The 25,766-nt window shown below is 66.2% G+C and carries 24 protein-coding genes; 12 read left to right on the top strand and 12 right to left on the bottom strand.

Features of this window, described 5'->3' with window-relative positions; genetic code table 11:
* Positions 1–37 precede the first annotated feature (37 nt).
* The 11 genes from DWA33_RS10440 to DWA33_RS10390 all read right to left on the bottom strand — a co-directional run bounded on the left by DWA33_RS10440 (position 38) and on the right by DWA33_RS10390 (position 10,713).
* A complete protein-coding gene (locus DWA33_RS10440; RefSeq protein ID WP_114358020.1) occupies positions 38–286 on the bottom strand; it encodes a DUF2249 domain-containing protein in 249 nt (82 codons plus the stop codon).
* Between the two features lie 42 nt (positions 287–328).
* Positions 329–1,555: an NnrS family protein gene (locus DWA33_RS10435; protein ID WP_114358019.1), complete on the bottom strand. Its 1,227-nt coding sequence runs from the start codon at positions 1,553–1,555 to the stop codon at positions 329–331.
* 215 nt (positions 1,556–1,770) lie between these two features.
* Positions 1,771–2,463, bottom strand: a complete 693-nt coding sequence (locus DWA33_RS10430; RefSeq protein WP_114358091.1) for an NnrU family protein — start codon at positions 2,461–2,463, stop codon at positions 1,771–1,773.
* Between the two features lie 177 nt (positions 2,464–2,640).
* Positions 2,641–4,293, bottom strand: coding sequence for a phosphoglucomutase (alpha-D-glucose-1,6-bisphosphate-dependent) (gene pgm / locus DWA33_RS10425; protein ID WP_114358090.1), 1,653 nt, complete (start codon positions 4,291–4,293; stop codon positions 2,641–2,643).
* Between the two features lie 365 nt (positions 4,294–4,658).
* Complete coding sequence (locus tag DWA33_RS10420; protein ID WP_114358018.1) at positions 4,659–5,504, bottom strand: alpha/beta fold hydrolase; 846 nt, start codon at positions 5,502–5,504, stop codon at positions 4,659–4,661.
* A gap of 134 nt (positions 5,505–5,638) precedes the next feature.
* Positions 5,639–6,010: a response regulator gene (locus DWA33_RS10415; RefSeq protein ID WP_181902397.1), complete on the bottom strand. Its 372-nt coding sequence runs from the start codon at positions 6,008–6,010 to the stop codon at positions 5,639–5,641.
* A gap of 122 nt (positions 6,011–6,132) precedes the next feature.
* Positions 6,133–6,969, bottom strand: a complete 837-nt coding sequence (locus DWA33_RS10410; protein WP_114358017.1) for a phosphodiesterase — start codon at positions 6,967–6,969, stop codon at positions 6,133–6,135.
* Between the two features lie 26 nt (positions 6,970–6,995).
* The gene (locus DWA33_RS10405; RefSeq protein ID WP_114358016.1) at positions 6,996–8,057 is read right to left on the bottom strand and encodes an ABC transporter ATP-binding protein; all 1,062 of its coding nucleotides are present in this window, start codon (positions 8,055–8,057) and stop codon (positions 6,996–6,998) included.
* Complete coding sequence (locus tag DWA33_RS10400; RefSeq protein WP_114358015.1) at positions 8,054–8,839, bottom strand: ABC transporter permease; 786 nt, start codon at positions 8,837–8,839, stop codon at positions 8,054–8,056. Before DWA33_RS10400 ends, DWA33_RS10405 begins: the two co-directional genes overlap by 4 nt.
* Positions 8,840–8,843: 4 nt before the next feature.
* The gene (locus tag DWA33_RS10395) at positions 8,844–9,659 is read right to left on the bottom strand and encodes an ABC transporter permease (protein WP_114358014.1); all 816 of its coding nucleotides are present in this window, start codon (positions 9,657–9,659) and stop codon (positions 8,844–8,846) included.
* 46 nt (positions 9,660–9,705) lie between these two features.
* Positions 9,706–10,713 carry an ABC transporter substrate-binding protein gene (locus tag DWA33_RS10390; RefSeq protein ID WP_114358013.1) on the bottom strand — a complete coding sequence of 336 codons (1,008 nt, stop codon included), beginning with the start codon at positions 10,711–10,713 and terminating at the stop codon, positions 9,706–9,708.
* A gap of 337 nt (positions 10,714–11,050) precedes the next feature.
* Between DWA33_RS10390 and DWA33_RS10385 the strand changes: the two genes are divergently transcribed.
* From DWA33_RS10385 to atzF, 11 genes are all read left to right on the top strand, one after another.
* Positions 11,051–11,290 carry a hypothetical protein gene (locus DWA33_RS10385; RefSeq protein ID WP_011157036.1) on the top strand — a complete coding sequence of 80 codons (240 nt, stop codon included), beginning with the start codon at positions 11,051–11,053 and terminating at the stop codon, positions 11,288–11,290.
* Positions 11,291–11,541: 251 nt separating this feature from the next.
* Entirely contained in the window at positions 11,542–12,006 is a 465-nt protein-coding gene (locus DWA33_RS10380) for a hypothetical protein (protein ID WP_114358012.1), read from the top strand.
* Between the two features lie 363 nt (positions 12,007–12,369).
* Complete coding sequence (locus DWA33_RS10375) at positions 12,370–13,989, top strand: ABC transporter substrate-binding protein (RefSeq protein WP_114358011.1); 1,620 nt, start codon at positions 12,370–12,372, stop codon at positions 13,987–13,989.
* A gap of 182 nt (positions 13,990–14,171) precedes the next feature.
* Positions 14,172–15,185: an ABC transporter permease gene (locus DWA33_RS10370; RefSeq protein ID WP_114358010.1), complete on the top strand. Its 1,014-nt coding sequence runs from the start codon at positions 14,172–14,174 to the stop codon at positions 15,183–15,185.
* A 10-nt stretch (positions 15,186–15,195) separates the two neighbouring features.
* Positions 15,196–16,107, top strand: a complete 912-nt coding sequence (locus tag DWA33_RS10365; RefSeq protein ID WP_114358088.1) for an ABC transporter permease — start codon at positions 15,196–15,198, stop codon at positions 16,105–16,107.
* Positions 16,108–16,318: 211 nt separating this feature from the next.
* The gene (locus tag DWA33_RS10360) at positions 16,319–18,166 is read left to right on the top strand and encodes a dipeptide ABC transporter ATP-binding protein (RefSeq protein WP_114358009.1); all 1,848 of its coding nucleotides are present in this window, start codon (positions 16,319–16,321) and stop codon (positions 18,164–18,166) included.
* Between the two features lie 156 nt (positions 18,167–18,322).
* Positions 18,323–18,511 (top strand): DUF4089 domain-containing protein, encoded by a 189-nt coding sequence (locus DWA33_RS10355; protein ID WP_167443179.1) that lies wholly within the window; start codon positions 18,323–18,325, stop codon positions 18,509–18,511.
* 28 nt (positions 18,512–18,539) lie between these two features.
* Positions 18,540–19,916 carry an AtzE family amidohydrolase gene (locus tag DWA33_RS10350; protein ID WP_114358007.1) on the top strand — a complete coding sequence of 459 codons (1,377 nt, stop codon included), beginning with the start codon at positions 18,540–18,542 and terminating at the stop codon, positions 19,914–19,916.
* Between the two features lie 2 nt (positions 19,917–19,918).
* Positions 19,919–20,314 carry an oxalurate catabolism protein HpxZ gene (gene hpxZ / locus DWA33_RS10345; RefSeq protein ID WP_114358006.1) on the top strand — a complete coding sequence of 132 codons (396 nt, stop codon included), beginning with the start codon at positions 19,919–19,921 and terminating at the stop codon, positions 20,312–20,314.
* On the top strand, positions 20,311–21,054 hold the full coding sequence (locus tag DWA33_RS10340; protein WP_430707869.1) for a GntR family transcriptional regulator: 744 nt from the start codon (positions 20,311–20,313) through the stop codon (positions 21,052–21,054). The genes hpxZ and DWA33_RS10340 overlap by 4 nt, the downstream gene beginning before the upstream one ends.
* Entirely contained in the window at positions 21,051–22,856 is a 1,806-nt protein-coding gene (gene atzF / locus DWA33_RS10335; RefSeq protein WP_114358005.1) for an allophanate hydrolase, read from the top strand. Before DWA33_RS10340 ends, atzF begins: the two co-directional genes overlap by 4 nt.
* A gap of 14 nt (positions 22,857–22,870) precedes the next feature.
* Here atzF and DWA33_RS10330 read toward each other — a convergent pair whose 3' ends face one another.
* Positions 22,871–24,685: a chloride channel protein gene (locus tag DWA33_RS10330; protein ID WP_114358004.1), complete on the bottom strand. Its 1,815-nt coding sequence runs from the start codon at positions 24,683–24,685 to the stop codon at positions 22,871–22,873.
* A 245-nt stretch (positions 24,686–24,930) separates the two neighbouring features.
* Here DWA33_RS10330 and DWA33_RS10325 point away from each other — a divergent pair, with 245 nt between their 5' ends.
* The gene (locus DWA33_RS10325; protein ID WP_114358003.1) at positions 24,931–25,734 is read left to right on the top strand and encodes a gamma-glutamyl-gamma-aminobutyrate hydrolase family protein; all 804 of its coding nucleotides are present in this window, start codon (positions 24,931–24,933) and stop codon (positions 25,732–25,734) included.
* Positions 25,735–25,766: the final 32 nt, after the last annotated feature.

Below are 25,766 nucleotides of genomic sequence, written 5' to 3'. Positions count from 1 at the left end.
CGCGGCGGACCGCACCACCGGACGCTGTGCGGAATGCCTATGCGGCGCGGCGCAGCTGCACGCGCCACACCTCGGGCCCCTGCTCGAGATAGGTCCACTGGCAATCGTCGCCGTGCACCGAGGCGAAGAACTGCCGCAGCGGCCGCGGATCGTGATCGACCACAATCTGCATCGTCGCGCCGACCCCAAGCTGATCGAACAACCGCGGAATGATCTCGTGGCGCTGATACGGCGGGATCTCGCGGACGTCCAGCACGCGCTCGGTGGGGGTGGCGGCTTCGGTCATTGGCTTTGTCCTGGCTCGAGGTGGGGTGAAGGTGCGGGCGGATCAGTGCGGCTTGCCACGGGCGAGCAGCGTCGGGCCGTAGCTCAGCGCGAAGCCGAGGAAGGCGACCGCCCAGCCGATCGCGGCGAGATGCAGCAGCGGATCGCTCCAGGCCGGCAGTAGCGCCGCCGCGATCCGCGCGGCGACGGCGAACAGCGCCGCCAGATAGATCCCTTGCGTCGGCAGCGAGGCGGTGAGTTGCTGGCCGGTGTGGCCGAGCGAGGCGCGGGTCATCACCGCCAGCGTCATCACGCCGGCGCCGCCGACCATCCAGGCGTGGATGCCGGCGCTGGCCGGGATCAGCCCGAATGCCGCCGCCGAGGTCAACAGAAAGCCGAGCGGGACGAAGAAATAACCGACGTGCAGCACGAGCAGCAGCTTCTCCTTGACGGTGCGGTCGCCGGCCCAGCGCGCCAGCCGGACGAGATGCAGCACGCCGGCGATCAGCAACGCCGAACCGCTGATCGGGCTGAACGGCATCGCAACCCACAGCCCCAGCGTCAGGCCGCTGAACGCGACGATCACCATGTCGAGCTTGTTGAACGGCTGCGGCAGCCGGCCGGGATTAGCGCGCACCAGCCAGTTGCGGGTGAAGCTGGGAGTGATGCGGCCGCCGATCAGCGAGATCAGCATGATCACCACCGCAATGCCGATGCGGATGCTGTAGTCGGCGGCGCCGCCGAGATGCGCTTCGAGGTGGAACGCGACGTTGCCGACGAGCAGCAGGGTCAGCAGCGCGACGATGTTGAGATTGCGCCAGTTGCGGCCGGCGAGGATTTCCCGAAGCGCGGCGAGCGCCACCAGCAGCAGGAAGCAGGCGTCGATCAACAGGGCGGCGAGCCAGCCGGTGTCGGCCGAGAACGTCACCGCCAGCCGTCCGGCCAGCCAGACCAGCGCCAACGTCGCCAGCGGCGCGCCCTGCAGCGGCAGCCGACCGGTCCAGTTCGGGATCGCGGTCAGCAGAAAGCCGGTGATCACCGCCGGCAGATAGCCGTACAGCATCTCGTGGACGTGCCAGTCGCGCGGCGCAAACGTGGTCTGCAGCGTCAGCTCGCCGTGATACACCGGCAGCCACAGCAGCACCGCGACCGCGGCGAAGATGGCGCCGAGCAGAAAGAATGGCCGGAACCCGGCCGACAGGATGGTCAGGCGGATCTGCAACGGATAGCGCGGCACCGGCTTGCGCTTGGCGGGGCCGGCTGCGGAAGATTCGATCGTCGTGCTGCTCATCGCGGTCCACCGGAACTGACGCCGGCGGTGATGTGCCGGCTCGTCCGGTGTAGGAGCGCGGCGTCCAGCGCTGGTTGTGCCAGCACAAACTCGCGAACGATTTGCAGGGAGCTGCATCTGCGGTCACTGCCAGGAGATGCAGCAGTCGGAACAGTCCAGCTCAGTGCACGGAGCCGGATCGCTTCGCTACGCTCGCAATGACAGAGGGATTTGTCTCAGGGCAGCGGCGAGACGCCGATCACCAGCGGATGCAGCAGCAACAGCGACAGCCACGCCGCAACGCCGATGCCAAATCGGAGAAGGCTGGTCCGCCAGCGCTGCGGTCTGAAGCGGCCGCTGATCAGCGCCGCGAACGGCCAGAACGAGGTCCGCGCCGCAAGTTCCGCCCAGCGCTCGGCGCCGAGCTGGCGCCGCTTGCGGCGGTCGATGATCGTCATGCCGAGCAGTGCGATCAGCGCGAAGAATCCGAACAGCAGCACGTGGGCAAGGTCGCCGTTCGGCACCGCATGCGCACCGGCCCACAGTCCGATCGCCCACAGCAGCGGATGCCGGACGATGCCGAGCACGCCCGGGTGCTGCGGATCGAAGGATTTGCGCGGATCGCCGCCGAACGATAGCGGATTGGCGGCACCGATGCCAAACGCCGTAAACTGGCAGGCCAGCGGCAGCGCCAGATTCGGCACCCACATCTGCCAGGTCTCGAACGGCCACAGCTCGACGAACGGCGCCCGCTCGGTGGCGACGATCAGCCAGGTCAGCACGACCAGCGATTCGATGCTGTAGGCGATCAGGAAGCCGCGCTCGCCGAGCGCACCGACCAGCCTCGTCCTCACCGCCGGCCGCGCCGGAATCGCATGGCTGAGCAGGAACACGGCAAAGGCGGCAACGAATTCAGTCCAGCCGGACAAGGTCGACCTCACACGTTGACGGCGCAGTCCGCCATTGCGAGGAGCGAAGCGACGAAGCAATCCAGCGTCTTGCGTAGAGGTCTGGATTGCTTCGCTGCGCTCGCAATGACGGAGTGAAGCGAAGACGATTTATCTGCCAGACATCGCCCGGCTTGCCGGTTCCAACGTTGTTGCGCGTCAACCTGCGGCGAACATTGCGCTGAGCGCGGCCTGGGCTTCGTGCTGGATCTTGCCGAGGTGATCGGCGCTGACGAAGCTCTCGGCGTAGATCTTGTAGACGTCCTCGGTGCCGGACGGACGCGCCGCGAACCAGCCGTTGGCGGTGGTCACCTTGACGCCGCCGATCGATTGGCCGTTGCCGGGCGCCTTGGTCAGCGTCGCGGTGACCGGCTCGCCGGCAAGCTGCTTGATGCCGAGCTTCTCCGCCGTCAGGGTCTTGAACAGCGCCTTCTGGGCCGGCGACGCCGCCGCATCGATCCGCGCGTAGAACGGCGCACCGAGTTCGGCGGTGAGCCGCTGATACAATTCGCCCGGATCGGCCTTGCTCACCGCGGTGATCTCGGCGGCGAGCAGGCCGAGAATGATGCCGTCCTTGTCGGTGGTCCAGACGCTGCCGTCGCGGCGCAGGAAGGAGGCGCCGGCGCTCTCTTCGCCGGCAAAGCCGAAGCTGCCGCCGATCAGTCCGTCGACGAACCATTTGAAGCCGACCGGGGTCTCCACCACCTTGCGGCCGATCTTGTTCGCGACCCGATCGATCATCGCGCTCGACACCGCAGTCTTGCCGATCGCGGCGTCACGGCTCCACTGCGGCCGGTGCGCGAACAGATAGGCGATCGCGACCGACAGATAATGGTTCGGATTCATCAGCCCCGAGGAGCGGGTGACGATGCCGTGGCGGTCGGCGTCGGTGTCGTTGGCGAACGCGACGTCGAAATCGTTGCGCATTCCGATCAGCCGGGCCATCGCGTAAGGTGACGAGCAGTCCATCCGCACTTTGCCGTCCCAGTCCACCGTCATGAAGCGGAAGGTCGGATCGACCGCGGCGCTGATCAGCTTGGCGTCGAGCTTGTAGCGCTCGATGATCGGCTGCCAATAATGCACCGCGGCGCCGCCGAGCGGATCGATGCCGAGCTTGACGCCGCTCGACCTGATCGCCTCCATGTCGACGACATTGGCGAGGTCTTCGACATACGGCGTGATGTAGTCGCGGCGATGCACGCAGTCCGCTTTGCGGGCGCGATCGTAGGAGATCCGCTTGACGCCCTTCAGCCCGTTCTCGAGCATCGCGTTGGCGGCCTTCTCGACCGCCGAGGTGATGTCGGTGTCGGCCGGGCCGCCGTTCGGCGGATTGTACTTGAAGCCGCCGTCCTCGGGCGGATTGTGCGACGGCGTCACCACCACGCCGTCGGCGAGCCCGTCGGTACGACCACGATTGTGGGTGAGGATGGCGTGCGAGATCACCGGGGTCGGCGTGTAGCCGCCGCGCTCGTCGATCACGACGTCGATCTCGTTGGCGGCGAACACTTCGAGCGCGCTGACCAGCGCCGGCTCGGCAAGCGCGTGGGTGTCGATGCCGATATACAGCGGACCGGTGATGCCGGCGGCGCGACGATGATCGCACACCGCCTGGCTGACCGCGACGATGTGGTTCTCGTTGAAGGCGTTGTTCAGCGACGAGCCGCGATGCCCGGAGGTGCCGAACGCCACCCGCTCGGTCGCGACCGCGGGGTCCGGCTTGCCGGCGAAATACGCCGTCACCAGCCGTGGGACGTTGACCAGACTGTTCGGATCGACGGTCTTGCCCGCCAGCGGACTCACCTTCGCAGCCATCTCGCACTCCATGACTTCAGATCATGGTCCGATCCCTCGCCCGGCGCGTGTCGGCCGTCAAGACGGCATCCGGATGAGCTGCGCCTAACCGAACGCCGGCACCGGAACCGTTCGTGACGGACACGGTTATCGCCCAGTCGATGACTGGAGGACGTGAGACATGACTTTCGGAAAAGGCGCGTTGATGTGGCTGATTGGCGTCCCGCTGCCGATCATCATCCTGCTGGCGCTGTTCTGGCGCTGATCCGAGCGCAGGAGCGGCATCCTGGAAAGGGTCTCGGCCGTGTCGACGGCACGAGGCCCTTTATCTTCGCGAGGCCCTTTATCTTGTCGTCACCCGATCCTCGGCGCGCTTGATCCGCAGCCTACGGTCCCATGGCGCGTGGATCGTTGTACATTCGCTTGATGTCCTTCTGGACGTCGAGCGGCCTCAGGTTACTGCCGCCTTCTTCCGACAGGAATTTGTCGAGCGTCGACTGGATCCGCGCTTTTACGCTGTCCGGCCCGCGGTCGCTCATTTCGGTATGCTGGGCGCCGGTATCGATGATCTCGATGCCGGCTTCCTTGGCGATGTGCGGGTCCGGCAGCACGCCGGGATCGGTCTTGAACTGCGGATCCTTGGAGCGGAACGACAGGATCTTGGCGAAGCCGGAGGTGACGAACGGCACGCGCAGATTGTCCAGCGTCACCACGCGCCGGACCATTTCCGGATGCTGCTGGGCGAAGAACATCGAGATATCGCCGCCGTTGGAATGGCCGACCAGGGTCAGATGATCATAGTCGGCATTCGGCTCGATCTTCTTCAGTTCCTTGATCGCGAAGAAGATGTTCTTCTCGCCGCGTTCGTAGACCGCCAGACGTCCGACATAGAGCGAACCGGTGACGGTCATCAGCGGCTTGTCGTCGGGCAGATCGTGCTGAATGCTGGCGACCAGATAGCCCCGCGCCGCGAGCACGTTGGCCAGGAAAGAATATTCGGTGTTCTTGACGGTGTTGCCGTGGCTGACAATGGCGACGGGCAGCGTCACCATGCCGGCCTCGGCCTTCATTTCGGCGTCGCGCCGCACCGCCAGATCGACCGCGACCGGCCGACCGCGTGACTCATCGAAGAACGTCAAGGTCTCGTGCTTGATCGCCCAATGGCTGAACGAGAAATACGCCGCAGCCGCCACCGCGCTCAGCAGGACAAAGATTATAAGTGGTCGCTTCATCGAAGTTCCAGACCCACCGGCTCCCATAATCTGTAGCTGGGACGGTAAGATAGCTCGAAAAGGCCTGTTTCTGGAACAACACTGATTAAATTTTGGAAAGCGTCCGATCGAAGATCGGCGCGGCGAAGCTCCAATCAGACCAACATTTCCCGCAGCACGCCGGTGATCTGCGCCGAGGTGTACGGCTTTGGTACAAACCGCCCCCCGTCGGGCAGGTCGTCCGGGGTGACGGTCACCCGGCCCGAGGTGGCGACGATCTTGATCGGCGGCCACCGGCCGCGCACCGCCCGTGCCAGCTTCAACCCATCCATCGAGCCCGGAATCTGGATGTCGGTGAACACCAGCCGGATGTCCTCGCGAACCTCCAGGATCGAGATCGCCGCATCGGCAGAACCGGCCTCCAGCACCTGGAAGCCGGCAGCTTCGATCATGTCGACCGCGTTCATACGCAGGAGCGGCTCGTCTTCGACCACCAGCACTACCGGTCTCCTGCTCACCTCGGTCATCCTCTTACCCGTCCGACCGATCATCAAAGGCTTAGCCCCGCGATCGTTCCGGGCACGAGGAATTTCCCCAGGTAAAATCGTTCCTATTCTACCGGCGTCGCTGCCGGGGTGGTTTGGTCCTCTCAGAGCAGTCTGCCATCGATGCCGAAGAACGGATGCGGCCCGTCGAACGTGCCGATCGGCACCAGATGGGTGACGACCTCTCCGAATGCGCCACCTTCGAACCAGGCGTGGAGATGAAACGCTGGGGGCTCGATCCGGAACGAGGGAGCGAACTGTTCGGAGAGGTCCAGCGCCACCGCGTGGTTGGGCGCAGGGCAGATTGTCGCCACGGTGCCGGCGAAGGCTGTCGTGGTGGCGCGATGAACGTGGCCAGCGCCAACCAGACGAACCCAGGGATAGCGCTCGACGACCGTGGCGAAGTCCGCGGCATTGCGGAGATTCTGCCGGTCCATGTGCCAGATTCCGGTGCGGAAAGGCGGATGGTGCAGGAACAGAAGCGCCGGACGCTGGTCGGACGCCGACAGCACCGCCTCGAGCCACTGCAAAGAGCCAGCGTCCAGCTCGCCATGCGGCTCGCCCGGCACGCTGGAATCCAGCAGCACGACGTCGAGCTCGCGGATCGGGTGGAGCTGATTGAACGGCCCTTCGGTCGGGAACGCCGGATTCGGAAACGCCGCCCGCATCAGTTCGCGGGAATCGTGATTTCCCGGAACGGCAACGAAGGGAATCTCCAACGGCGCCAACAACTGGAACAGGTGGGCGTATTCCTGCTCGGTGGGAGTGTCCGCCAGATCGCCGGAGATCACCACCAGATCGGGCCGCGGCGTCAGCGCGTTGAGCGCCGCAACGCAGCGCGTCAACGCCGCAGCCGTGTCGACCCGGCCGTAAGCGAGGCTCCCAGGCGCCTTGATGTGGAGGTCGGAAATCTGCGCAATCAGGATCGGTTTCGGCGACATGGTCCATTCTCGGTTGGCTTCGAGTCTCAGAGCTGTTCGGGCAGCAGTCGGATGGCTTCGGCGTCGACGACAAGGCCGACCCGATCGCCGATCCCTATCGGCGCTGCATTTGGCGCGTCGATCGATAGCGGCCCTGTCGCAGCGCCGGACACGACGACGCGCTGGCGGTCGCCTACGAAGCTGACGCTCTCGACGATGCCGTGCAGGCTCGCGGTGTCGGGGTCGGCGATCCGGATCGTCTCCGGTCGGATCATCGCCACCGCGTGGGTCCGGTTGATGCCGCCGGCGATGCGCCAGTGACCTCCCGGCAATCGCACGACGCCGTCGACGATCTCCGCCTCGATGATGTTGGCAGCGCCGACGAACTCGGCCACGAAGCGGGAGACGGGCTGGAAGTAGATCTCGCGCGGCGTGCCGACCTGGGCGATCGCGCCCTTGCTCATCACCACGATGCGGTCGCCGAGCGCCATCGCCTCGGCCTGGTCGTGGGTCACGTAGATCGTGGTGATGCCGAGCGATCGCAGCAACCGGTCGAGCTCGCCGCGCAGCTTGTCGCGCAAAGCCGCATCGAGCGCGGTGAGCGGCTCATCGAGCAGCAGCACCGCTGGACGGATCGCCACCGCGCGCGCCAGAGCGACGCGCTGGCGCTGGCCGCCCGAGAGTTGATCGATCCGCCGATGCTCCAGCCCGGCAATATTGGTCAATGCCACCAGTTCGGCGATCCGCGCGGCGCGCTCCGCCTTGGCAACGCCGCGGATCTTGAGCCCGTAACCGATGTTGTCGGCGACCGTCATGTTGGGAAACAACGCGTAGGACTGGAACACCATGCCGACGTTACGCTTCTCGATCGGTACCGCGGTGACATCGGCGCCGTCGAAAAGCACCCGCCCGCCGCTGTCCGGCACTTCCAGCCCGGCGATGATCCGCAGCATCGTGGTCTTGCCGCAGCCCGAGGGGCCGAGCAGGACCAGGGTCTCGCCGCGCGCGATGGCGAGCGTCGCGGGCTGCAGCGCCCGCGTGCCGTCCGCGAAGGTCTTGCCGCAGTTCTCAATCCGCACAGATGCGCCGCGCCCGGCATCCGCCTTCATGATTTCGGCTCCCGTTCCGCCAGCAATTGCATCGCCACCAGCAAGGGGACGATCATGATGAAGAAGATCAGCGTGTAGGCCGAGGCGACTTCGAGCCGCATCGACGCATAGCTGTCGGCGAGTCCGACCGGCAGCGTCTTGGTCAGCGGCGTGTGCAGCATCCAGGTCAGGTTGAATTCACCCAGCGACAGCGTCACCACCATCAAGGCGCCGGCCAGAATGCCCGGCATTGCATTCGGGACGATGACATCGACGAACCGCCGGCCCGGCGAAGCGCCGAGCGAGGCAGCGCCTTCGTCGAGGGTGCGGATATCTATGGTGGCGAACACCGCCATCACTGCGCGAACCATGAACGGCATCGTGAACACCACATGGCCGACCAGGATGAACAGCCAGGACCGGCGGAACTCACCGAAGCCGCCATAGGTGAGCAGCAGCGCCAAAGCGATTGCCAGCCCCGGGATCGCCAGCGGCAGCGTGATCACCTCCTCGATCAACCGCGACCAGGCGCCGCCTCGGATGTGCAGCGCGTAGGCGGCCGGCACGCCGACCGCCAGCGTCACGGCGAGCGTGGCAAGCGCAATCGCGAAAGACAGCACGATGCTGTCGGCATACAGCGCCCACACCTGCCCCACCCATTGCAGGGTGAGGCCGGAGGAGATGCCGCGGAAGTAATTCGCGGTGACGCCTGCGGCGATCGACAGCAGCGCCGGCACCACCAGGAAGGCAGCAACCAGCAGTGTGAACAGCAATTGACCGGCGAAGATCAGGCGGTCGCGCATCGTATCAGCCCGTCGCCGCCACGGTGCCGCCGGTCAGCGACCGCGCCAGCGCCAGCATCGCCCAGGAGATCAGGCCGAGGCCGACCGACAGAGAGGCCGCGGTGGCGAAGTTCGCCGCCAGCGTGAACTCGGTATAGATCAGCATCGGCAGCACATCGATGTTGGTCGCCAGTGTGAAGGCGGTGCCGAAGGCGCCCATCGCGGTCGCAAATGCGATCGCGCCGGAAGCCACGAACGCCGGCACCAGCGCCGGCAGCACCACGTCGCGCTGCACCGCCCAGGGGCTGGCGCCGAGCGAGCGCGCGGCCTCTTCGAGCCCCGGATCGAGCTTCTGCACCGCCGCCATGATGGTCAGGATGACCCGCGGAATCGAGAAGTACAGATAGCCGAGGAACAAGCCCCATATCGAATAGGCGAACACCAGTTTGCTTCCGCTGACGAGCCGCGTCAGATCGCCGATCACGCCCTGCCGTCCGGCGAGGAGGATGATCAGAAAGCCGATCACCACGCCGGGGAATGCCAGTGGGAACGTCAGCATCGCGATCAGAACGGCGCGGCCGGGAAAGCGATGCCGCTGCAGGAACAGCCCGGCGATGGTGGCGATGATCAGCGTCGCGATCGTGGTAGCAACGGCGAGTAGCACGGTGTTGATCAGCGTGGCGCGGTAGCGCGGCTCCAGCAGGATCGCCAGATAGCCGGCAATCCCCAGCGGCCCTTCGGCTCCGACCACCACCAGCCGCGCCATCGGCAGCAGGAAGAACGCTGCGGTCAGCACGGCTAGCGGCGCCAGACAGATCAACAGGAAACGTCGGTGCTTCATGATTTCGAGCTGTCCCGGCCGTCGCCGGCCGGGACGATGGACCGGCTCAGCGGACTTCAGCCAGATAGCGGTCGGTGAACGCCTTCTGCGCCGCTTCCATCTTGGCCCAATCGACACTCCTGGCGCGCGCGTAGTCGCTGTCCGGGAGGAACTTGGCCTTGACCTCGGGCGGCAATTCGATCGGCCGCGCCGGACGCAAATACGCATTGGTCCAGATCGCCTGCCCCTTGTCGGACAGCAGATAGTCCATCACCTTCCTGGCCTTGTCGGCGTTCGGCGCGCCCTTCGTCAGGCTGACGACATAGGGGAACACGACCGAGCCTTCGCACGGGATCACGAAGGCGAAGTTGCCCTTCTCGGTGTACTTCGCGCGGTAGGCGTTGAAATCGTAGTCGAACAGGATCGGGATCTCGCCCGACACCACCCGGGCGTAGGAGGTCTGCTTCGGCACGATCGCGTCGTTGGCGTGCAGCTTCTTGAAGAACGAAACCGCGGGCGAGAAATCCTGATCGCTGCCGCCGAGTGCGAGATTCACCGCCACCGCGCCGACATAGCCGACCGCCGCCGAGGGCGGATCGAGATAGCCGACCATGCCCTTGTAGTCCGGCTTCTCGAGATCCTTCCAGCACGCCGGAATTGGCTTACCGCCGAGCGCATCGACGTTGACGAACAGTCCGAGCGTGCCGGAATGGATCGCGGTCCAGTTGCCGTCCGGATCCTTCAGCCCGGCCGGCACCTCGTCCCACTTCGCCGGCTTGTAAGGCTGAGTAACGCCCTGCGCCTTCGCCTTCATGCCGAAATTGACGCCGAAGTAGCCTATGTCGGCAACTGGATTGCTCTTCTCCGCGATCAACTGCGACAACGCCTGACCGGAGTTCTTGTTGTCGAACGGGATGTCGTAGCCCAGGTCGGCCTTGACCTGCTTCAGCATCGTCGCCCAATCGGCCCACTGCGGCGGGCAATTGTAGCAGATCACGTCCGCAGCCTTCGCCGGCTGCAGCGATGCGAATGCGGCCAGCGCCAACAGCGCCGTCATCAACCGGACCAGTTTCATCGGCTTCCTCGTGTTCGATGGAGCGCAGCATCGGGCGGCGGTCCGCCGCTACGCGCCCTCCCCCTATCGATCGCCGATGACAGGTTTGCGACAGTGCCGGTATCCCGTGCCGGCCGCTCTTTTTCGGAACTTTCACTTCTGCAAACGATTAGACGCAAACGACTGCGCCCGGCCTTCCGACGAGGGCTCACCGCCCCAGGCCAGCGTGATCGCCCGAAGCTGCGCTGCGACCATCGATGACCGACACGCCAGCCGCAGAGATTCGCGCACGAACCTTCACATGCCCTGCCCGCACGCCGGCCGATCGGCGACGGGCCGATCGCAAAAGGAGCTGCTGATGCCGACGTCCGCCAAGAGCAATGCCTGCAGGCCGTGGGACGACGAACAGGTCGAACGGCTGAAGGAGCTGATTGCCAGTGGCGCGTCTGCCGTGCGCGCAGCAGCCGCCCTGAAGCGCGCGCGCTCGTCCGTGCAGGTAAAGGCCCGCAAGCTCGGCATGCCGTTCATGGCCAGCCGCGATGCCAAGCGCATTCGCAACGCCAAGATCGCCGAAGCAGAAAGCCGCCTCGCACGCTGACGCGTCCGGTACGATCATCCTCGATCATTTGGCATTTGAGCGACGGGTCGCGGCAGGCTGTCGCACCCGGCGATCGTTCCGCGTCCAAATCCCCTAACTAATTACCTTTGACCAAAGTGCTAATCGGATGAATAACTAACGCGGCAATTTTTTGCGGCGCGGCTGTGGAAAACAGCCCATAATAGGCTGGCTAACGCCGCCATCGAATCAAATTTGAAAGGCGCCCGCGAAGCGGGTGAAAGGGTCACACAATGCAATACTGGATCATTGCATTCACGGCCGCGCTGGTCGTGGTCATCGGTTACGCCGCCGGTCCGGTCGGCGCGGTGGTTTCGCTGCTCGCTTTCGCGGGCTCGCTGTATCTGATGTGGGCACGCAAGCTCGGCTTCGCCGGCGCTTGGACGCGGTTCGCATTGGACCGCTTCTCCGCTCCGTTCTGGAAGGGCGAGAATTGGGAGCGCTTCAACGCCATGTTCCACGACGGTGAGAGCGTGGTGAAGGCCGGTACCGTTGCCACCGCGCTGATCGCGCTGTCGCTGATCCTGCCGCCGAGCCAGGTCGCGCTGATCGCCGCCGTGGTCGCCGCGTGGTACGCGTTCGAAGTCTATCGCAGCCATCGGCCGCTGGTGCGCCCGACGACCGCGATTGAAGCCAAGCCGGCCAACGACACCGTGATCTATGCGCCCGCGCGCAGCGAGACTGCCAAGATGAACTGACCGCCTTCGGCGGGATCGTTCGAGCCATCGACAACGCAAGCGGCGGGGATTGTCCCCGCCGCTTTTGTTTTGAGGGCTCTCCGTCAGCGGCCTTCAGGCGGGTCCGGCGACGGTCGCTCCTCGAGAGGGGCCGTCCCGTCACGAAGCCCGCCTGCTCAGCATCGACACATCCACTGCACGCTGCACTTTATTTAGGCAAAATCTGCGCTTTGTATGCAATTCTAGGAACGGCAGGGCGTTCGTCTCGCCGCAACCAGATAAAATAGCCCAATATTTCAATCCTTTATGTCGATTCTCGTCTTTGGCACGAAGTTTGCGAACCAGTTCCAGTAGCTACTCATCCTCGTTTCTTTGGAGCCGCACATGAAGCGTCGTGATTTCCTCAAGTCCGCAACCGCCCTTGCCGCCGGTGCGATGGTGCCCGCACCGGCGATCTGGTCTGCCGCCAAGGCCGACGCTCGGTCCGAGACCCTGCTGGTCGTCTCCGAGAGCGGGCCGAACAATCTCGACATCCACGGCGTCGGTACCAACGTGCCAGGCTACGAGGTGTCGTGGAATTGCTACGACCGGCTGATCACCCACGAAATGAAGGAAGGTCCCGGCGGCGTTCCCTACTATGACAAGGACAAGTTCAAGGGCGAACTCGCCGAGGACATGAACGTCGGCGACATGTCGGCGACCTTCAAGCTGAAGAAGAACGCCACCTTCCAGGACGGCACCCCGGTCACCGCCAAGGACGTCAAATGGTCGCTCGATCGCTCGGTCAGCGTCGGCGGCTTCCCGACCTTCCAGATGAGCGCCGGCTCGCTGACCAAGCCCGAGCAGTTCGTCATCGTCGACGATCACACCGTGCGGGTCGATTTCCTGAAGAAGGACAGGCTGACGATCCCGGATCTCGCGGTGATCGTGCCCTGCGTCGTCAACTCCGAACTGGTGAAGAAGCACGCCACCGAGAAGGACCCGTGGGGTCTCGAATACACCAAGCAGAACACCGCCGGCTCGGGTGCGTACCGCGTGGTGAAGTGGACGGCCGGCACCGAAGTGATCATGGAGCGCAACGACAAGTGGGTCGGCGGCCCGCTGCCGAAAATCAAGCGTGTGATCTGGCGGATGGTGCCGCAGGCCGGCAATCGCCGCGCCTTGCTGGAGCGCGGCGACGCCGACATCTCCTACGAGCTGCCGAACCAGGACTTCGCCGAAATGAAGCGCGACGGCAAGATCAACGTGGTGTCACTGCCGATCAGCAACGGCATCCAGTATCTCGGCATGAACGTCTCGCAACCGCCGTTCAACAACCCGAAGGTGCGCGAGGCGGTCGCTTACGCCGTGCCGTACCAGAAGATCATCGACGCGGTGATGTTCGGCCTGGCCAATCCGATGTTCGGCGCGGCGGCGGACAAGCAAACCGAAGTCAAGTGGCCGCAGCCGACCAAGTTCAACACCGACATCGCCAAGGCCAAGGCGCTGATGGCCGAAGCCGGCTACGCGAACGGCTTCGACACCACGCTGTCGTTCGACCTCGGCTTCGCCGGCGTCAACGAGCCGATGTGTATCCTGATCCAGGAAAGCCTGGCGCAGATCGGCATCCGCTGTACCATCAACAAGATCCCGGGCGCCAACTGGCGCACCGAGCTGAATAAGAAAGTGCTGCCGCTCTACGTCAACATTTTCTCGGGCTGGCTCGATTACCCGGAGTACTTCTTCTACTGGTGCTACCGCTCCGGCAATTCGATCTTCAACACCATGAACTACAACTCGCCGGAAATGGACAAGCTGATCGAGGCCGCCCGCGTCGCCGCGGCCGGCAACGACACCGCGACCTACGATTCCAGCGTCAAGGGCTTCGTCGACCTCGCCTTCACCGACATCCCGCGCCTGCCGCTGTATCAGCCCTACCTCAACGTCGCGATGCAGAAGAACGTCTCCGGCTTCGCCTACTGGTTCCATCGCCGTCTCGACTACCGGACGATGGTGAAAGGCTGAGAATGCACGTGACGCCCCTCTTCTCCCTCTCCCGCCTGCGGGAGAGGGTCGGGGTGAGGGCGACGCGGGCACTGTGCTTGTGGCCCCCCACCCCCGACCCCTCCCCGCAAGGGGGAGGGGGGCAAGCCGCCGCGCGCGACAATGCAATGCCCTCTCTCTCCATTACTTAAGGGTATGACCCCATGCTCACCCTGATCGGCAAACGCCTGATGTTCGCGATCCCGAGCCTGATCGGGGTGGTGATCGTCACCTTTCTGCTGACGCGAGCACTGCCCGGCGATCCGGCGGCGTATTTCGCCGGACCAGCCGCCAGCAAGGAGGCGATCGAGCAGATCCGCCACAAGCTCGGGCTCGACAAGTCGCTGCCGGAGCAGTTCGTCCGCTACACCGCCGATCTGGCTCGCGGCAATCTCGGCGAATCGCTGACGACCGGACAGCCGGTCGTCACCGAGATCAAGAACCGCCTGCCCGCTTCCGCCGAGCTGACACTGTTCGGGCTGGCGCTGTCGGTGGTGATCGCGATTCCGCTCGGCATCATGGCGGCGACGCGGCCGGGCTCGTGGATCGATCATCTGTGCCGGGTGACGACCACTGCCGGCGTGTCGCTGCCGGTGTTCTTCACCGGCCTGCTGCTGGTCTACGTGTTCTACTTCAAGCTCGGCTGGTCGCCGGCGCCGCTCGGGCGGCTCGACGTGTTCTACAGCGCGCCCGAGACGGTCACCGGTTTCTATCTGATCGACAGCCTGATCGCGCGCGACTTCGAAACCTTCAGGTCGGCGCTGAGTCAGCTGCTGCTCCCCGCGGCGACGCTGGCGATCTTCTCGCTGGCGCCGATCGCACGCATGACCCGGGCCTCGATGCTGGCGATCCTGGCATCGGACTTCGTCCGCACCGCACGCGCGAGCGGCCTGTCGCCACGCAAGGTGACGATGACCTACGCGTTCCGCAACGCGATGCTGCCGGTGGTCACCACGCTGTCGATGGTGTTCTCGTTCCTGCTCGGCGCCAACGTGCTGGTCGAGAAGGTGTTCGCCTGGCCGGGCATCGGATCCTACGCGGTCGAGGCGCTGATCGCCTCGGACTTCGCGCCGGTCCAGGGCTTCGTGCTCACCATGGCGGTGATGTACGTGCTGCTCAATCTGGCGATCGACATCCTCTACGGCGTGATCGACCCGCGCGTGCGGCTGGAAGGCTAGGAGCATGACCATGACCAGCATCTCCCATCCGCTCAACGAGCCGTCGGCACCTGCGCCAACCGCGCGCCGTTCCGGCATCGCCGAGACGATCTCCCACGCGCGCTACGTGCTCGGCGGCAATCGGGTCACCGCCTTCGCATTCGGCCTGCTGGTGCTGATCGTGTTCGCCGCGCTGTTCGGACCGTACCTCGTGCCTTACGACCCGCTCGCCAGCAACACCGCCCAGGCGCTGAAGCCGCCATCGGCGACCAACTGGTTCGGCACCGATCAGCTCGGCCGCGACATCTTCAGCCGCGTCGTGGTGGCGACACGGCTCGATCTGTTCATCGCGGTCGCCTCGGTGGTGCTGGTGTTGCTGATGGGCGGGCTGGCGGGCGTCGCCGCCGGTTACTTCGGCGGCTGGACCGACCGCATCGTCGGCCGGATCGCCGATACCATCATGGCGTTCCCGCTGTTCGTACTGGCGATGGGCATCGTCGCGGCGCTCGGCAACACCGTGCAGAACATCATCATCGCCACCGCGATCGTGAATTTCCCGCTGTATGCCCGGGTCGCCCGCGCCGAGGCCAATGTTCGCCGCGAGGCCGGCTTCGTGATGGCGGCAAGGTTGTCGGGCAACAGCGAGATGCGCATTCTTCTCGTGCACATCCTGCCGAACATCATGCCGATCATGATCGTGCAGATGTCGCTGACGATGGGCTACGCCATCCTCAACGCCGCCGGGCTGTCGTTCATCGGCCTCGGCGTCCGCCCGCCGACCGCCGAATGGGGCATCATGGTCGCCGAGGGCGCGAGCTTCATGGTCTCCGGCGAATGGTGGATCGCACTGTTCCCCGGCCTCGCGCTGATGACCGCCGTGTTCTGCTTCAACCTGCTGGGCGACGGCCTGCGCGACATCTTCGACCCGCAGCGGAGGACGTGAGCATGCCTTGCGAATCGTTGCCCACCGCCGCTGCTAACCTCTCCCCGCTCTTGGCGGGGAGAGGTCGGCTCGCCCTTGCGAGCCGGGTGAGGGGCCAGGCACTGCGCCTCTCACATCCGCTGTGCCCGCTGATAGGCAGCAGCCCCTCACCCCACCCCTCTCCCCGCAAGAGCGGGGCGAGGGAGCGCGCCGTGCACGCGGAGATTCAAGCATGACCACCCAACCCCTCCTCGAAGTCCGGGATCTCACCGTCGAATTCGTCACCCGCCGCGGCATCGTCAAGGCGGTGCAGCATGTCGATATCAGCGTCGGCAAAGGCGAGACGCTGGCGATCGTCGGCGAAAGCGGCTCCGGCAAATCGGTGACGTCCTATGCGGTGATGCGGATTCTCGACCGCGCCGGCCGGATCGCCGAAGGCTCGGTGATGTTCGGCGGCATGGATCTGAAGGCCGCCACCGAGAAGGAGATGCGCGACCTGCGCGGGCGCGAGATCTCGATGATCTTCCAGAACCCGCGCGCCGCGCTCAACCCGATCCGCAAGGTCGGCGACCAGATCGAGGACGTGCTGCGCCAGCACGTGCAGTCGACCTCCGCCGATCGCGGCGAGAAGGCGATCGCGGCGCTGGAGGCGGTCAAGATCGCGCGGCCGCGCGAGCGCTATCACGCCTATCCGTTCCAGCTGTCCGGCGGCATGTGCCAGCGCGTGGTGATCGCACTGGCGCTGGCCTGCAATCCGCAGCTGCTGATCGCCGACGAGCCGACCACCGGCCTCGACGTCACCACCCAGAAGGCGGTGATGGATCTGATCGTCGAACTGACCAGGAGCCGCGGGCTGTCGACCATTCTGATCACCCACGACCTCGGTCTCGCCGCCGCCTATTGCGATCGCGTGGTGGTGATGGAGAAGGGCCGCGTGGTCGAGACCGCCTCCGCGGCCGACATCTTCGCCAATCCGCAGCACCCCTACACCAAGAAACTGATGCGCGCGACGCCGCGGCTCGGGGTGAGTCTGCGGGAGCTGCTGACGGAAGGTGAAGGCGGCGCGGCCGAACACGGCACGGCGCAAACCTCTCCCCGCGCGCGGGGAGAGGTCGGATCAGCGCGTAGCGATGATCCGGGTGAGGGGGCGTCTCTACGAGTCGGAGCGCTCGGCTTCGCGGAGACGCCCCCTCACCCCACCCCTCTCCCCGCAAGCGGGGAGAGGGAGCAGGCCCCCCTCCTCCTGGTCGAAAAGCTGGTGAAGGAATATCCGCGCCAGGGGGCGACTGCGACGATGAGCCGGCTTTTTTCGCGCGGGCCGTCGCCGGAGCCGGAGGTGTTTCGCGCGGTCGACGGCATCAGCTTCCAGATCGGCCACGGCGAAAGCGTCGGGCTGGTCGGCGAATCCGGTTGCGGCAAGTCGACCACCTCGATGATGCTGATGCGGCTGCTCGACCAGACCTCGGGCCGGATCGTGTTCGACGGTGAGGAGATCGGCACCATCCTGCCGCAGCGCTTCGCACGGCTGCCGCTGCGCAAGTCGATCCAGATGGTGTTTCAGGATCCGACCGACAGCCTCAATCCGCGCTTCACCGCGGTGCGTGCGATCGCCGATCCGATCCTGCAGCTCGGCGAGATCAAAGGCCGCGACGCAGTACGGGCACGCTGCGAAGAGCTGGCCGAACAGGTCGGCCTGCCGCTCGATCTGCTCGACCGCTTTCCGCATCAGCTCTCCGGCGGCCAGAAAGCCCGCGTCGGCATCGCCCGCGCCATCGCGCTGCGGCCGAAGCTGGTGATCCTCGACGAGCCGACCGCGGCGCTCGACGTCTCGGTGCAGGCGGTGGTGCTGAACCTGCTGCAGGACCTGAAGCAGTCGATGGGGATGAGCTACCTGTTCGTCTCGCACGACCTCAACGTGGTGCGGCTGCTGTGCGACCGCGTCATCGTGATGCGCGCTGGAAAGATCGTCGAGCAGGGAAGCTCCGAGCAGGTGCTCGGCAGCCCGAAGCACGACTACACCCGCGAACTCCTCACCGCGATCCCGCATCCGCCGCTGCCGACTTCGGCGATGGTGAGCTGATGGTAGGCAAGACACTTCTCCACTGTCATTCCGGGACGCGCCCCTTGGCGCGGGCCCGGAATCCATACTCACTGTCGGGGGTTATGGATTCCGGGTTCGCGCTACGCGCGCCCCGGAATGACGAACTTGAATGCTGTACTTACTGAGGACACTGTATTGAACGACAAGTCACTCGATCTCGACACCTACATCGACGCCGTTGCCGCTGCACTCGGTCTGCCGATCGATCCGGCGTGGAAGCCCGCGGTGCGGGCCAATCTCGAGGTCTCGCTGAAGCTGGCGCGGCTGGTCGACGAGTTTCCGCTTCCCGACGAGACCGAGCCTGCGAGCGTGTTCCGTGCCTGAGGTGAATTCCGCAATGTCTACTGACTGGATGACCGCCGCCGAGACCGCCGCAGCCGTTGCGAACCGGACCACCACTGCGCTGGCCGCCACCGAGGCCGCGCTTGCGCGGATCGCCAAGGCCGATCCGACGCTCAATGCGTTCACCGACATCGTGGCCGAGCGTGCCCGGGCACGCGCCCGCGAGATCGACGCGGCGATCGCGCGCGGCGAACGCGTCGGCCCGCTCGCCGGCGTGCCGTTTGCGGTGAAGAACCTGTTCGACGTCGCCGGGCTCGCCACCCGGGCCGGCTCCAAGATCAATCGCGACCGAGCCCCGGCCACGCACGACGCGCCATTGATCACGCGGCTGGAAGCGGCCGGCGCGGTGCTGATCGGTGCGCTCAACATGGGCGAATACGCCTACGACTTCACCGGCGAGAACATCCACGACGGCCCGTCACGCAATCCGCACGACCCGACCCGGATGACCGGCGGCTCGTCCGGCGGATCCGGCGCGGCGGTCGGCGGCGGCGAAGTGCCGTTGGCGCTCGGCTCGGACACCAACGGCTCGATCCGGGTGCCGTCGTCGCTGTGCGGCATCTTCGGGCTGAAGCCGACCTACGGGCGGCTGCCGCGCACCGGTTCGTTTCCGTTCGTCGCGAGCTTCGATCATCTCGGTCCGCTGGCGCGCAGTGCCGCCGATCTGGCACTGGCCTACGACGCGATGCAGGGGCCGGACGATGGCGACGCCGCCTGCGCCACGCGGACGCCGGAGCCGGTCTCCGGCCTGCTTGCGCAAGGCATCGACGGCCTGCGGATCGCGAAGGCCGGCGGTTACTTCGAGACCAACCTGTTTCCAGAAGCCCGGGAAGCCGTCGAGCGCGTGGTGAAGGCGCTCGGCGTCACCCGCTCGGTCGAACTGCCGGAAGCCGCCCGCGCCCGCGCCGCGGCTTACGTGATCAGCACGACCGAAGGCGCCTCGCTGCATCTCGACCGGCTGCGGCAGCGGTCGAACGATTTCGATCCCGCGGTGCGTGACCGGCTGCTCGCCGGCGCGATGGTGCCGGCGCCGCTGGTCGACCGCGCGCAGAAGTTCCGCCGCTGGTACCAAGCCCGCGTGCTCGACCTGTTCGAGCAGGTCGACGTCATCGTCGCGCCAGCGACGCCTTGCGTCGCGCCCAAGCTCGGCCAGGTCAGCTTCACGCTGGGGGGCGTCGAGCTGCCGGTGCGCGCCAATATCGGCATCCACACCCAGCCGATCTCGTTCATCGGCCTGCCGGTGGTGGCTGTCCCGATCCCACTCGAGCCGCTGCCGATCGGGGTGCAGATCATCGCCGCGCCGTGGCGCGAAGACATCGCGCTGCGCGTCGCCGCGGCGCTGGAGCGCGCCGGCGTCGCCCGCGCGCCGCGACCGAAGGATTTCTGACCATGGATATCGATCTCCCCGACGTCGTCGCCGAAGTCGGCGAAGCCTTCGCCAGGTACGAGACCGCGCTCGTCGGCAACGACGTCGCCACACTCAACGAGCTGTTCCACGACGATCCACGGACGCTGCGCTACGGCATCGGCGAGAACCTCTATGGCTACGACGAGATCAAGGCGTTCCGCGGCGCGCGTTCGCCGGTCGGGCTGATGCGCACCACCGCGCGAACGATCATCACGGCTTACGGCCGCGACACCGCGGTGGCGTCGACCTTGTTCTATCGCGACAGCGCGCCGCGCAAGGTCGGCCGGCAGATGCAGACCTGGGTGCGATCTGCCGAAGGCTGGCGTATCGTCGCCGCGCATGTCAGCATGATCGACGAAACACAGGCGTCGCCATGAGTTTCGACGATGCGCTCACTTCACGCCGAACGAAGTCGCCTCCCGCTCCGGCGGCAGTGATCACGCCTGGTGTGCGGATCGCCCGCACAGCACCGCCGGTGAAGATCACCCGGGCCGAGGAGCTGCGGCGCCAGCTTGCCGACGAGATCGTGCGCGGAACGCTGCGCCCCGGCGCATCGCTCGACGAAACCGAGATCGCGCAACGCTTCAAGGTGTCACGCACGCCGGTGCGGGAGGCGCTACGCCAGCTGGTCGCCAGCGGCCTCGTCGAGTCGCGTCCGCATCACGGCGCGGTGGTGGCACAGCCGTCGTTCGAGCGGCTGACCGGCATGTTCGAAGCGATGTCGGAACTCGAAGCGCTGTGTGCGAGCTTCGCGGCCGAGCGGATGACGCCGCTGGAGCGCCGGACGCTGGAGACGATCCATGAGGAGCTGCGACTGCTCAGCTCGCAGGGCAATCCGGAGCGCTTCCACGACGTCAACGAGCACTTTCACAACGCGATCTATGCGGGCGCGCATAACGACTACATCGCCGAGATCACCCTGGCGACGCGGGTGCGGGTGCAGCCGTTCCGCCGCGCCCAGTTCCGCAATCTCGGACGGCTGGCGAAGTCGCATGCCGAGCACGACCGCGTGGTGATCGCGATCCTGCGCGGCGACCGCGACGGCGCCGCCAAGGCGATGCGCCATCACATCGATCTGGTGCGCGACGAATACGAAATCTACGCGGTGTCGGTATGAGCAAATTCGAAACGATCAGTGAAATCGTCGCCGCGCATCGCGCCGGCACCACCACCCCGGCGCAGACGATCGCACGCTGCTATCAGCGCATCCGCGCCTATGCGGACCCGGCGCTGTTCATCACCTTGCGGGACGAGGCGGATGCGATCGCCGAGGCGGTTGCGCTGGCGGCGCGGGATCCATCGCTGCCGCTCTACGGCGTACCGGTCGCGGTGAAGGACAATATCGACGTCGCCGGCCTGCCGACCACCGCCGCCTGCCCGGCATTTGCGTATCAGCCGTCCCGCGACGCCACCGCGGTCGCCAAGCTGCGCGCCGCCGGCGCGATCGTGATCGGCAAGACCAATCTCGATCAGTTCGCCACCGGGCTGGTCGGGGTACGCTCGCCTTACGGCGTCCCCCGCAACGCGATGCGCGGCGATCTCGTTCCCGGCGGATCAAGCTCCGGCTCGGCGGTCGCGGTCGGTGCCGGTCTGGTGCCGCTGTCGCTCGGCACCGATACGGCGGGCTCCGGCCGGGTGCCGGCGATGCTCAACAACATCGTCGGCCTGAAGCCCAGCCTCGGGATGATTTCGACCACGGGCGTGGTGCCGGCGTGTCGCACGCTCGACTGCGTCTCGGTGTTTGCACTGACCACCGATGACGCAATCACGGCACTGCGGGCGATGACGGCGCCGGACGCCGAAGATCCGTTTTCGCGCGAGCGGCCGGTGGCGGCAGTCACCTCGATGCCGAGCCGGGTGCGGCTCGGCGTGCCGAAGAAAGGCCAATTGCAGTTCTTCGGCGATGATCTGGCGGCGCGCGGTTACGAGGAAGCGCTCGAGCGCTGGCGGCGGCTCGGCGCAGAGCTGGTGGAGATCGACGTCGAGCCGCTCTACGAGACGGCGCGGCTGCTGTACGAAGGCCCATGGGTGGCGGAGCGCTATCTGACGATCCGGGAGCTGCTCGACATCCAGCCGGACGCGGTGCATCCGGTGACGCGGCAGATCACGCTCGCCGGCGCCAAGCTGTCCGCCGCCGACACCTTCGCGGCGCTGTACAGGCTGCAGGGGCTGCGCAAGATCGCCGAGCGCAGCTTCGCCGGGATCGACGCGCTGGTGCTGCCGACCGCGCCGACCGCCTACACGGTCGAACAGGTGCAGGCCGATCCGATCACGCTGAACAGCCGGCTCGGCACCTACACGAATTTCGTCAATCTGCTCGACCTCTGCGGCTTGGCGCTGCCGGCGTCGATCCGCAGCGACGGCATTCCGTTCGGCATCACCCTGCTGGCGCCTGCCAGCCGCGACGCCGAACTTGCCAGCCTCGGCCGCGTCTTTCACGCCGACACCGCGCTGCCGATGGGCGCCAGCGGCCAGTCGCAGCCACCGCTCGCCGAAGTCACAGGCGGTGATGCGCTCGAGGAGATCGCAATCGCGGTGGTCGGCGCGCATTTGTCCGGCATGCCGCTGAACCGTGAGCTGACGGCACTCGGTGGCCGGCTGCTATCGGCCACCGCCACAGCGCCGGACTACAAACTCTACGCGCTGAAGGGCACCGTGCCGCCGAAGCCCGGCCTGCTGCGGGTGTCGCCCGGCGCCGGTGCGGCGATTGCGCTGGAGGTGTGGGCGCTGTCGCCGGCGGCGTTCGGCTCGTTCGTCGCGGCGATCCCGTCGCCGCTGTCGATCGGCACGCTGACGCTCGCCGACGGCAGCACGGTGAAGGGATTCCTCGCCGAACCTGAAGCGCTCGCGGGCGCCCGCGACATCTCGCATTTCGGCGGCTGGCGAGCCTACATGGCGGAGCTTGCGGCGACCGGCTGAAACCGGCGCCGCAATCAGCGGAAGAAGACTTCCTGATTGCGGCGCTCGAGCTCGGTGGAATAGGTCCGCAGCACATGCGCCTCGCTGACGGTGCCGATCGCGCGGCGATCTTCGGCGTTGTCGATCACGACCAGAATGTCGGCCTCGGTCCGGTCGAACGTGGCGAGAATGTCGCGCACCGTCACCTGCGGCAGCAGAAACTGATCCTGCTGCTGCGCCAGGGTCTCGAGCGGCACATCAGCGGCTTCGACGAGGCCGTGGAGTTCGGCGGATCCAACGATCCCGGCGTAGCTGCCGTCCGCGTGCCGCAGCACGATCTGCTTGACGCGGGCCGGCGGAAACAACTTCTGCGCCTCGACGATCGGCAGGTCCGCCGGCGCGGTCGGGAAGTCCGTCCGCATCAGCGTGGCGGCGCTGATCTGCTTGACCCAGCCGATGTCCTGCGGACCGCGGATGGTCTCGCCGCGCAGATGGAAGCGCCAGGTTGCGAAGCTGTAGCCGAACAGTTCGCGGACGATCAGCGCGCTCGTCGATGCTGCGACGACCGCGCCGATCGTCACCCAGAAGTCGCCGGTCAGTTCGAGCGCCAGACAGATCATGCTGAACGGCGCGCCGATCACGCCGGTGCCGAGCGCCACCATACCGGCCACCGCCGCGGTGCCGGGCTGCAGGGCGACGTCCGGGAAATACTGGCCCACCACCGTGCTGTAGAGCAGACCCATCAGAGAGCCGAGCATCAGCGAGGCGAAGAACAGGCCGCCGCGAAAGCCGGCGCCGAGCGAGATCGCCGAGGCCAGCGTCTTCAGGATCAGAGTCGTCAGCAGCATCAGCCAAGTCGGATTGGTGATCAGCAGAAGCTGCATCGCCCCATGGCCCGAGCCGAGCACGGTCGGGCTAAGCAGCGCCAGCCCGCTGAGCAGCAGTGCGCCGATCACCAGCCGCAGCGCGCCGCGCCAGATGCTGATGCGCTGAAACACCCGCTCCGAGAACGCCACCGCCAGCATCACCAGGATGCTGAAGAATGCGCACAGCACGCCGAGCAGCATGGTCTGGCCGATCATCTCGACCGACGCCGGCATCGGCGCGCCGGGGATCTGCAGGAACGACGGATGCACCAGATTGCGCATCACCAGCCACGACGACACCGCGCTGGCGATCACCGGCACCAGGCTGGCCGAGGTGTAGGCGCCGAGCACGACTTCGAACGCGAAGAACGCGCCGGCGAGCGGCGCGGTGAACGCAGCGCTGATGGCTCCCGCGGCGCCGCACGCGACCAGCAGCCGCATGTCGGCGCGCCGGGCGGCAAGGCGCTGTCCGATCTGCGAGCTGAACGCCGCGCAGATTTGCGTGTAGCCCGCCTCCAGGCCGACCGACGCGCCACAGCCGTTCGACAGCAGCGTCTGCAGCGAGATCAGCAGGCTGCCGCGCATCGACACGCGACCGCCATACAGCGCGTTGGCTTCGATCGCGTCGGCGAGCCGGCCCTTGAACCGGCCGGCGTAAAACAGGCCGATGATGGTCAGGATGATGGCGCCGCCAAGCGGCACCAGCAGCGTGCGCTGCCAGGAGATCACGCCGTTGGCGCTGAGCCTTGTGTCGAATGGGATGTCGAACAGCACCGCATGAGCGAATTCGCTGAGGTGCCAGATGATCGCCACTAACAGGCCGGACAACAGCCCGATCACCACCGCGACGATCACCAGGCCGATTTCCCGGTTGCGCACGAAATTGCGCACGACTGCGGGCAGTCGCCACGGCGCGGAAGCCGGCGGCGCGGTGGAGCTGGCGCCCGAAACAGCGGACGGATCCGGGCGCGAGATAACGCTCATCGGGCGGCCCCGCCGGACAGGACGTTCATCGGCATGGAGCGAGGCACATGGCTGCGGGCGATCCTCGGAAGATACAAGTCCGTGCCGGTTCCAGCACCGCACGCACTCGGCTGATTGGCGCCAGCTTCTAGCGGTTGATCCGACGGATCGCCAGCGCAGAGCAGTCACCCGAATAAGGCAGCATCGCCGGGCTCGATTTTCGCCGTTTTGTCTGTATGGTCCGAGGGTTGTCAGGGAGGAACAGGATGACTGGCAGAGCGGTGATCGGCGTGATCGGCAACGCTCATCTCGTCGATAATCGATTTGCCGTCCAGCATGTGGGCGAGCGCAACCTGCGGGCGGTGGCCGACGTCGCCGGCGCGCTGCCGCTGATGTTCGGCGGCTCGTCCGAGTTCACCGAGATCGAGGACCTGCTGACGGTGGTCGACGGCATCCTGCTGACCGGCGGCCGGGCCAATGTGCATCCGACCTACTTCAAGACCGAGCCCAATCCCCGCCACGAACCCTACGACCAGCCGCGCGACGAGCTGGCGCTGGCGCTGGTGCGCACCTGCGTCGAGCGCGGCGTGCCGCTGTTCGGGATCTGCCGCGGCTTTCAGGAGATGAACGTCGCCTATGGCGGCTCGCTGCATCCGGAGATCCGCGAATTGCCGGGACGACTCAATCACCGTATGCCGCGGCTGGAGAATGGCGAGATCCATCCCGATCCGACCGTGGTGTTCGCCGATCGCCACGACGTGCAGCTCACCCAAGGTGGCGAATTCGCGCGGCTGCTCGGCCGCGATCTGATCCGGGTGAATTCGCTGCACGGCCAGGGCATTCTCGAGCCCGGCCCGCGCGTCGTGATCGAAGGCGTCGCAGAAGACGGCACCATCGAGGCGATCCGCATTGCCGATGCGCCCGGCTTCGCGCTCGGCGTGCAGTGGCACGCCGAATACGATCCGCAGGTCAATCCGATCAACCGCGCGCTGTTTCTCGCTTTCGGCGAAGCGGTCACCGCGTATCGCGCCGCTCGGCAGCGGCCGGCCGCGCTGAGGCGTTCGGGCTAGGGCGCAGCATCATGCACGACGTCCTCATCCTG

This window comes from Rhodopseudomonas pentothenatexigens, assembly GCF_900218015.1.
GTDB classification, from domain to species: Bacteria; Pseudomonadota; Alphaproteobacteria; order Rhizobiales; family Xanthobacteraceae; genus Rhodopseudomonas; species Rhodopseudomonas pentothenatexigens.
This window is presented reverse-complemented; position numbering and strand designations above follow the sequence as displayed.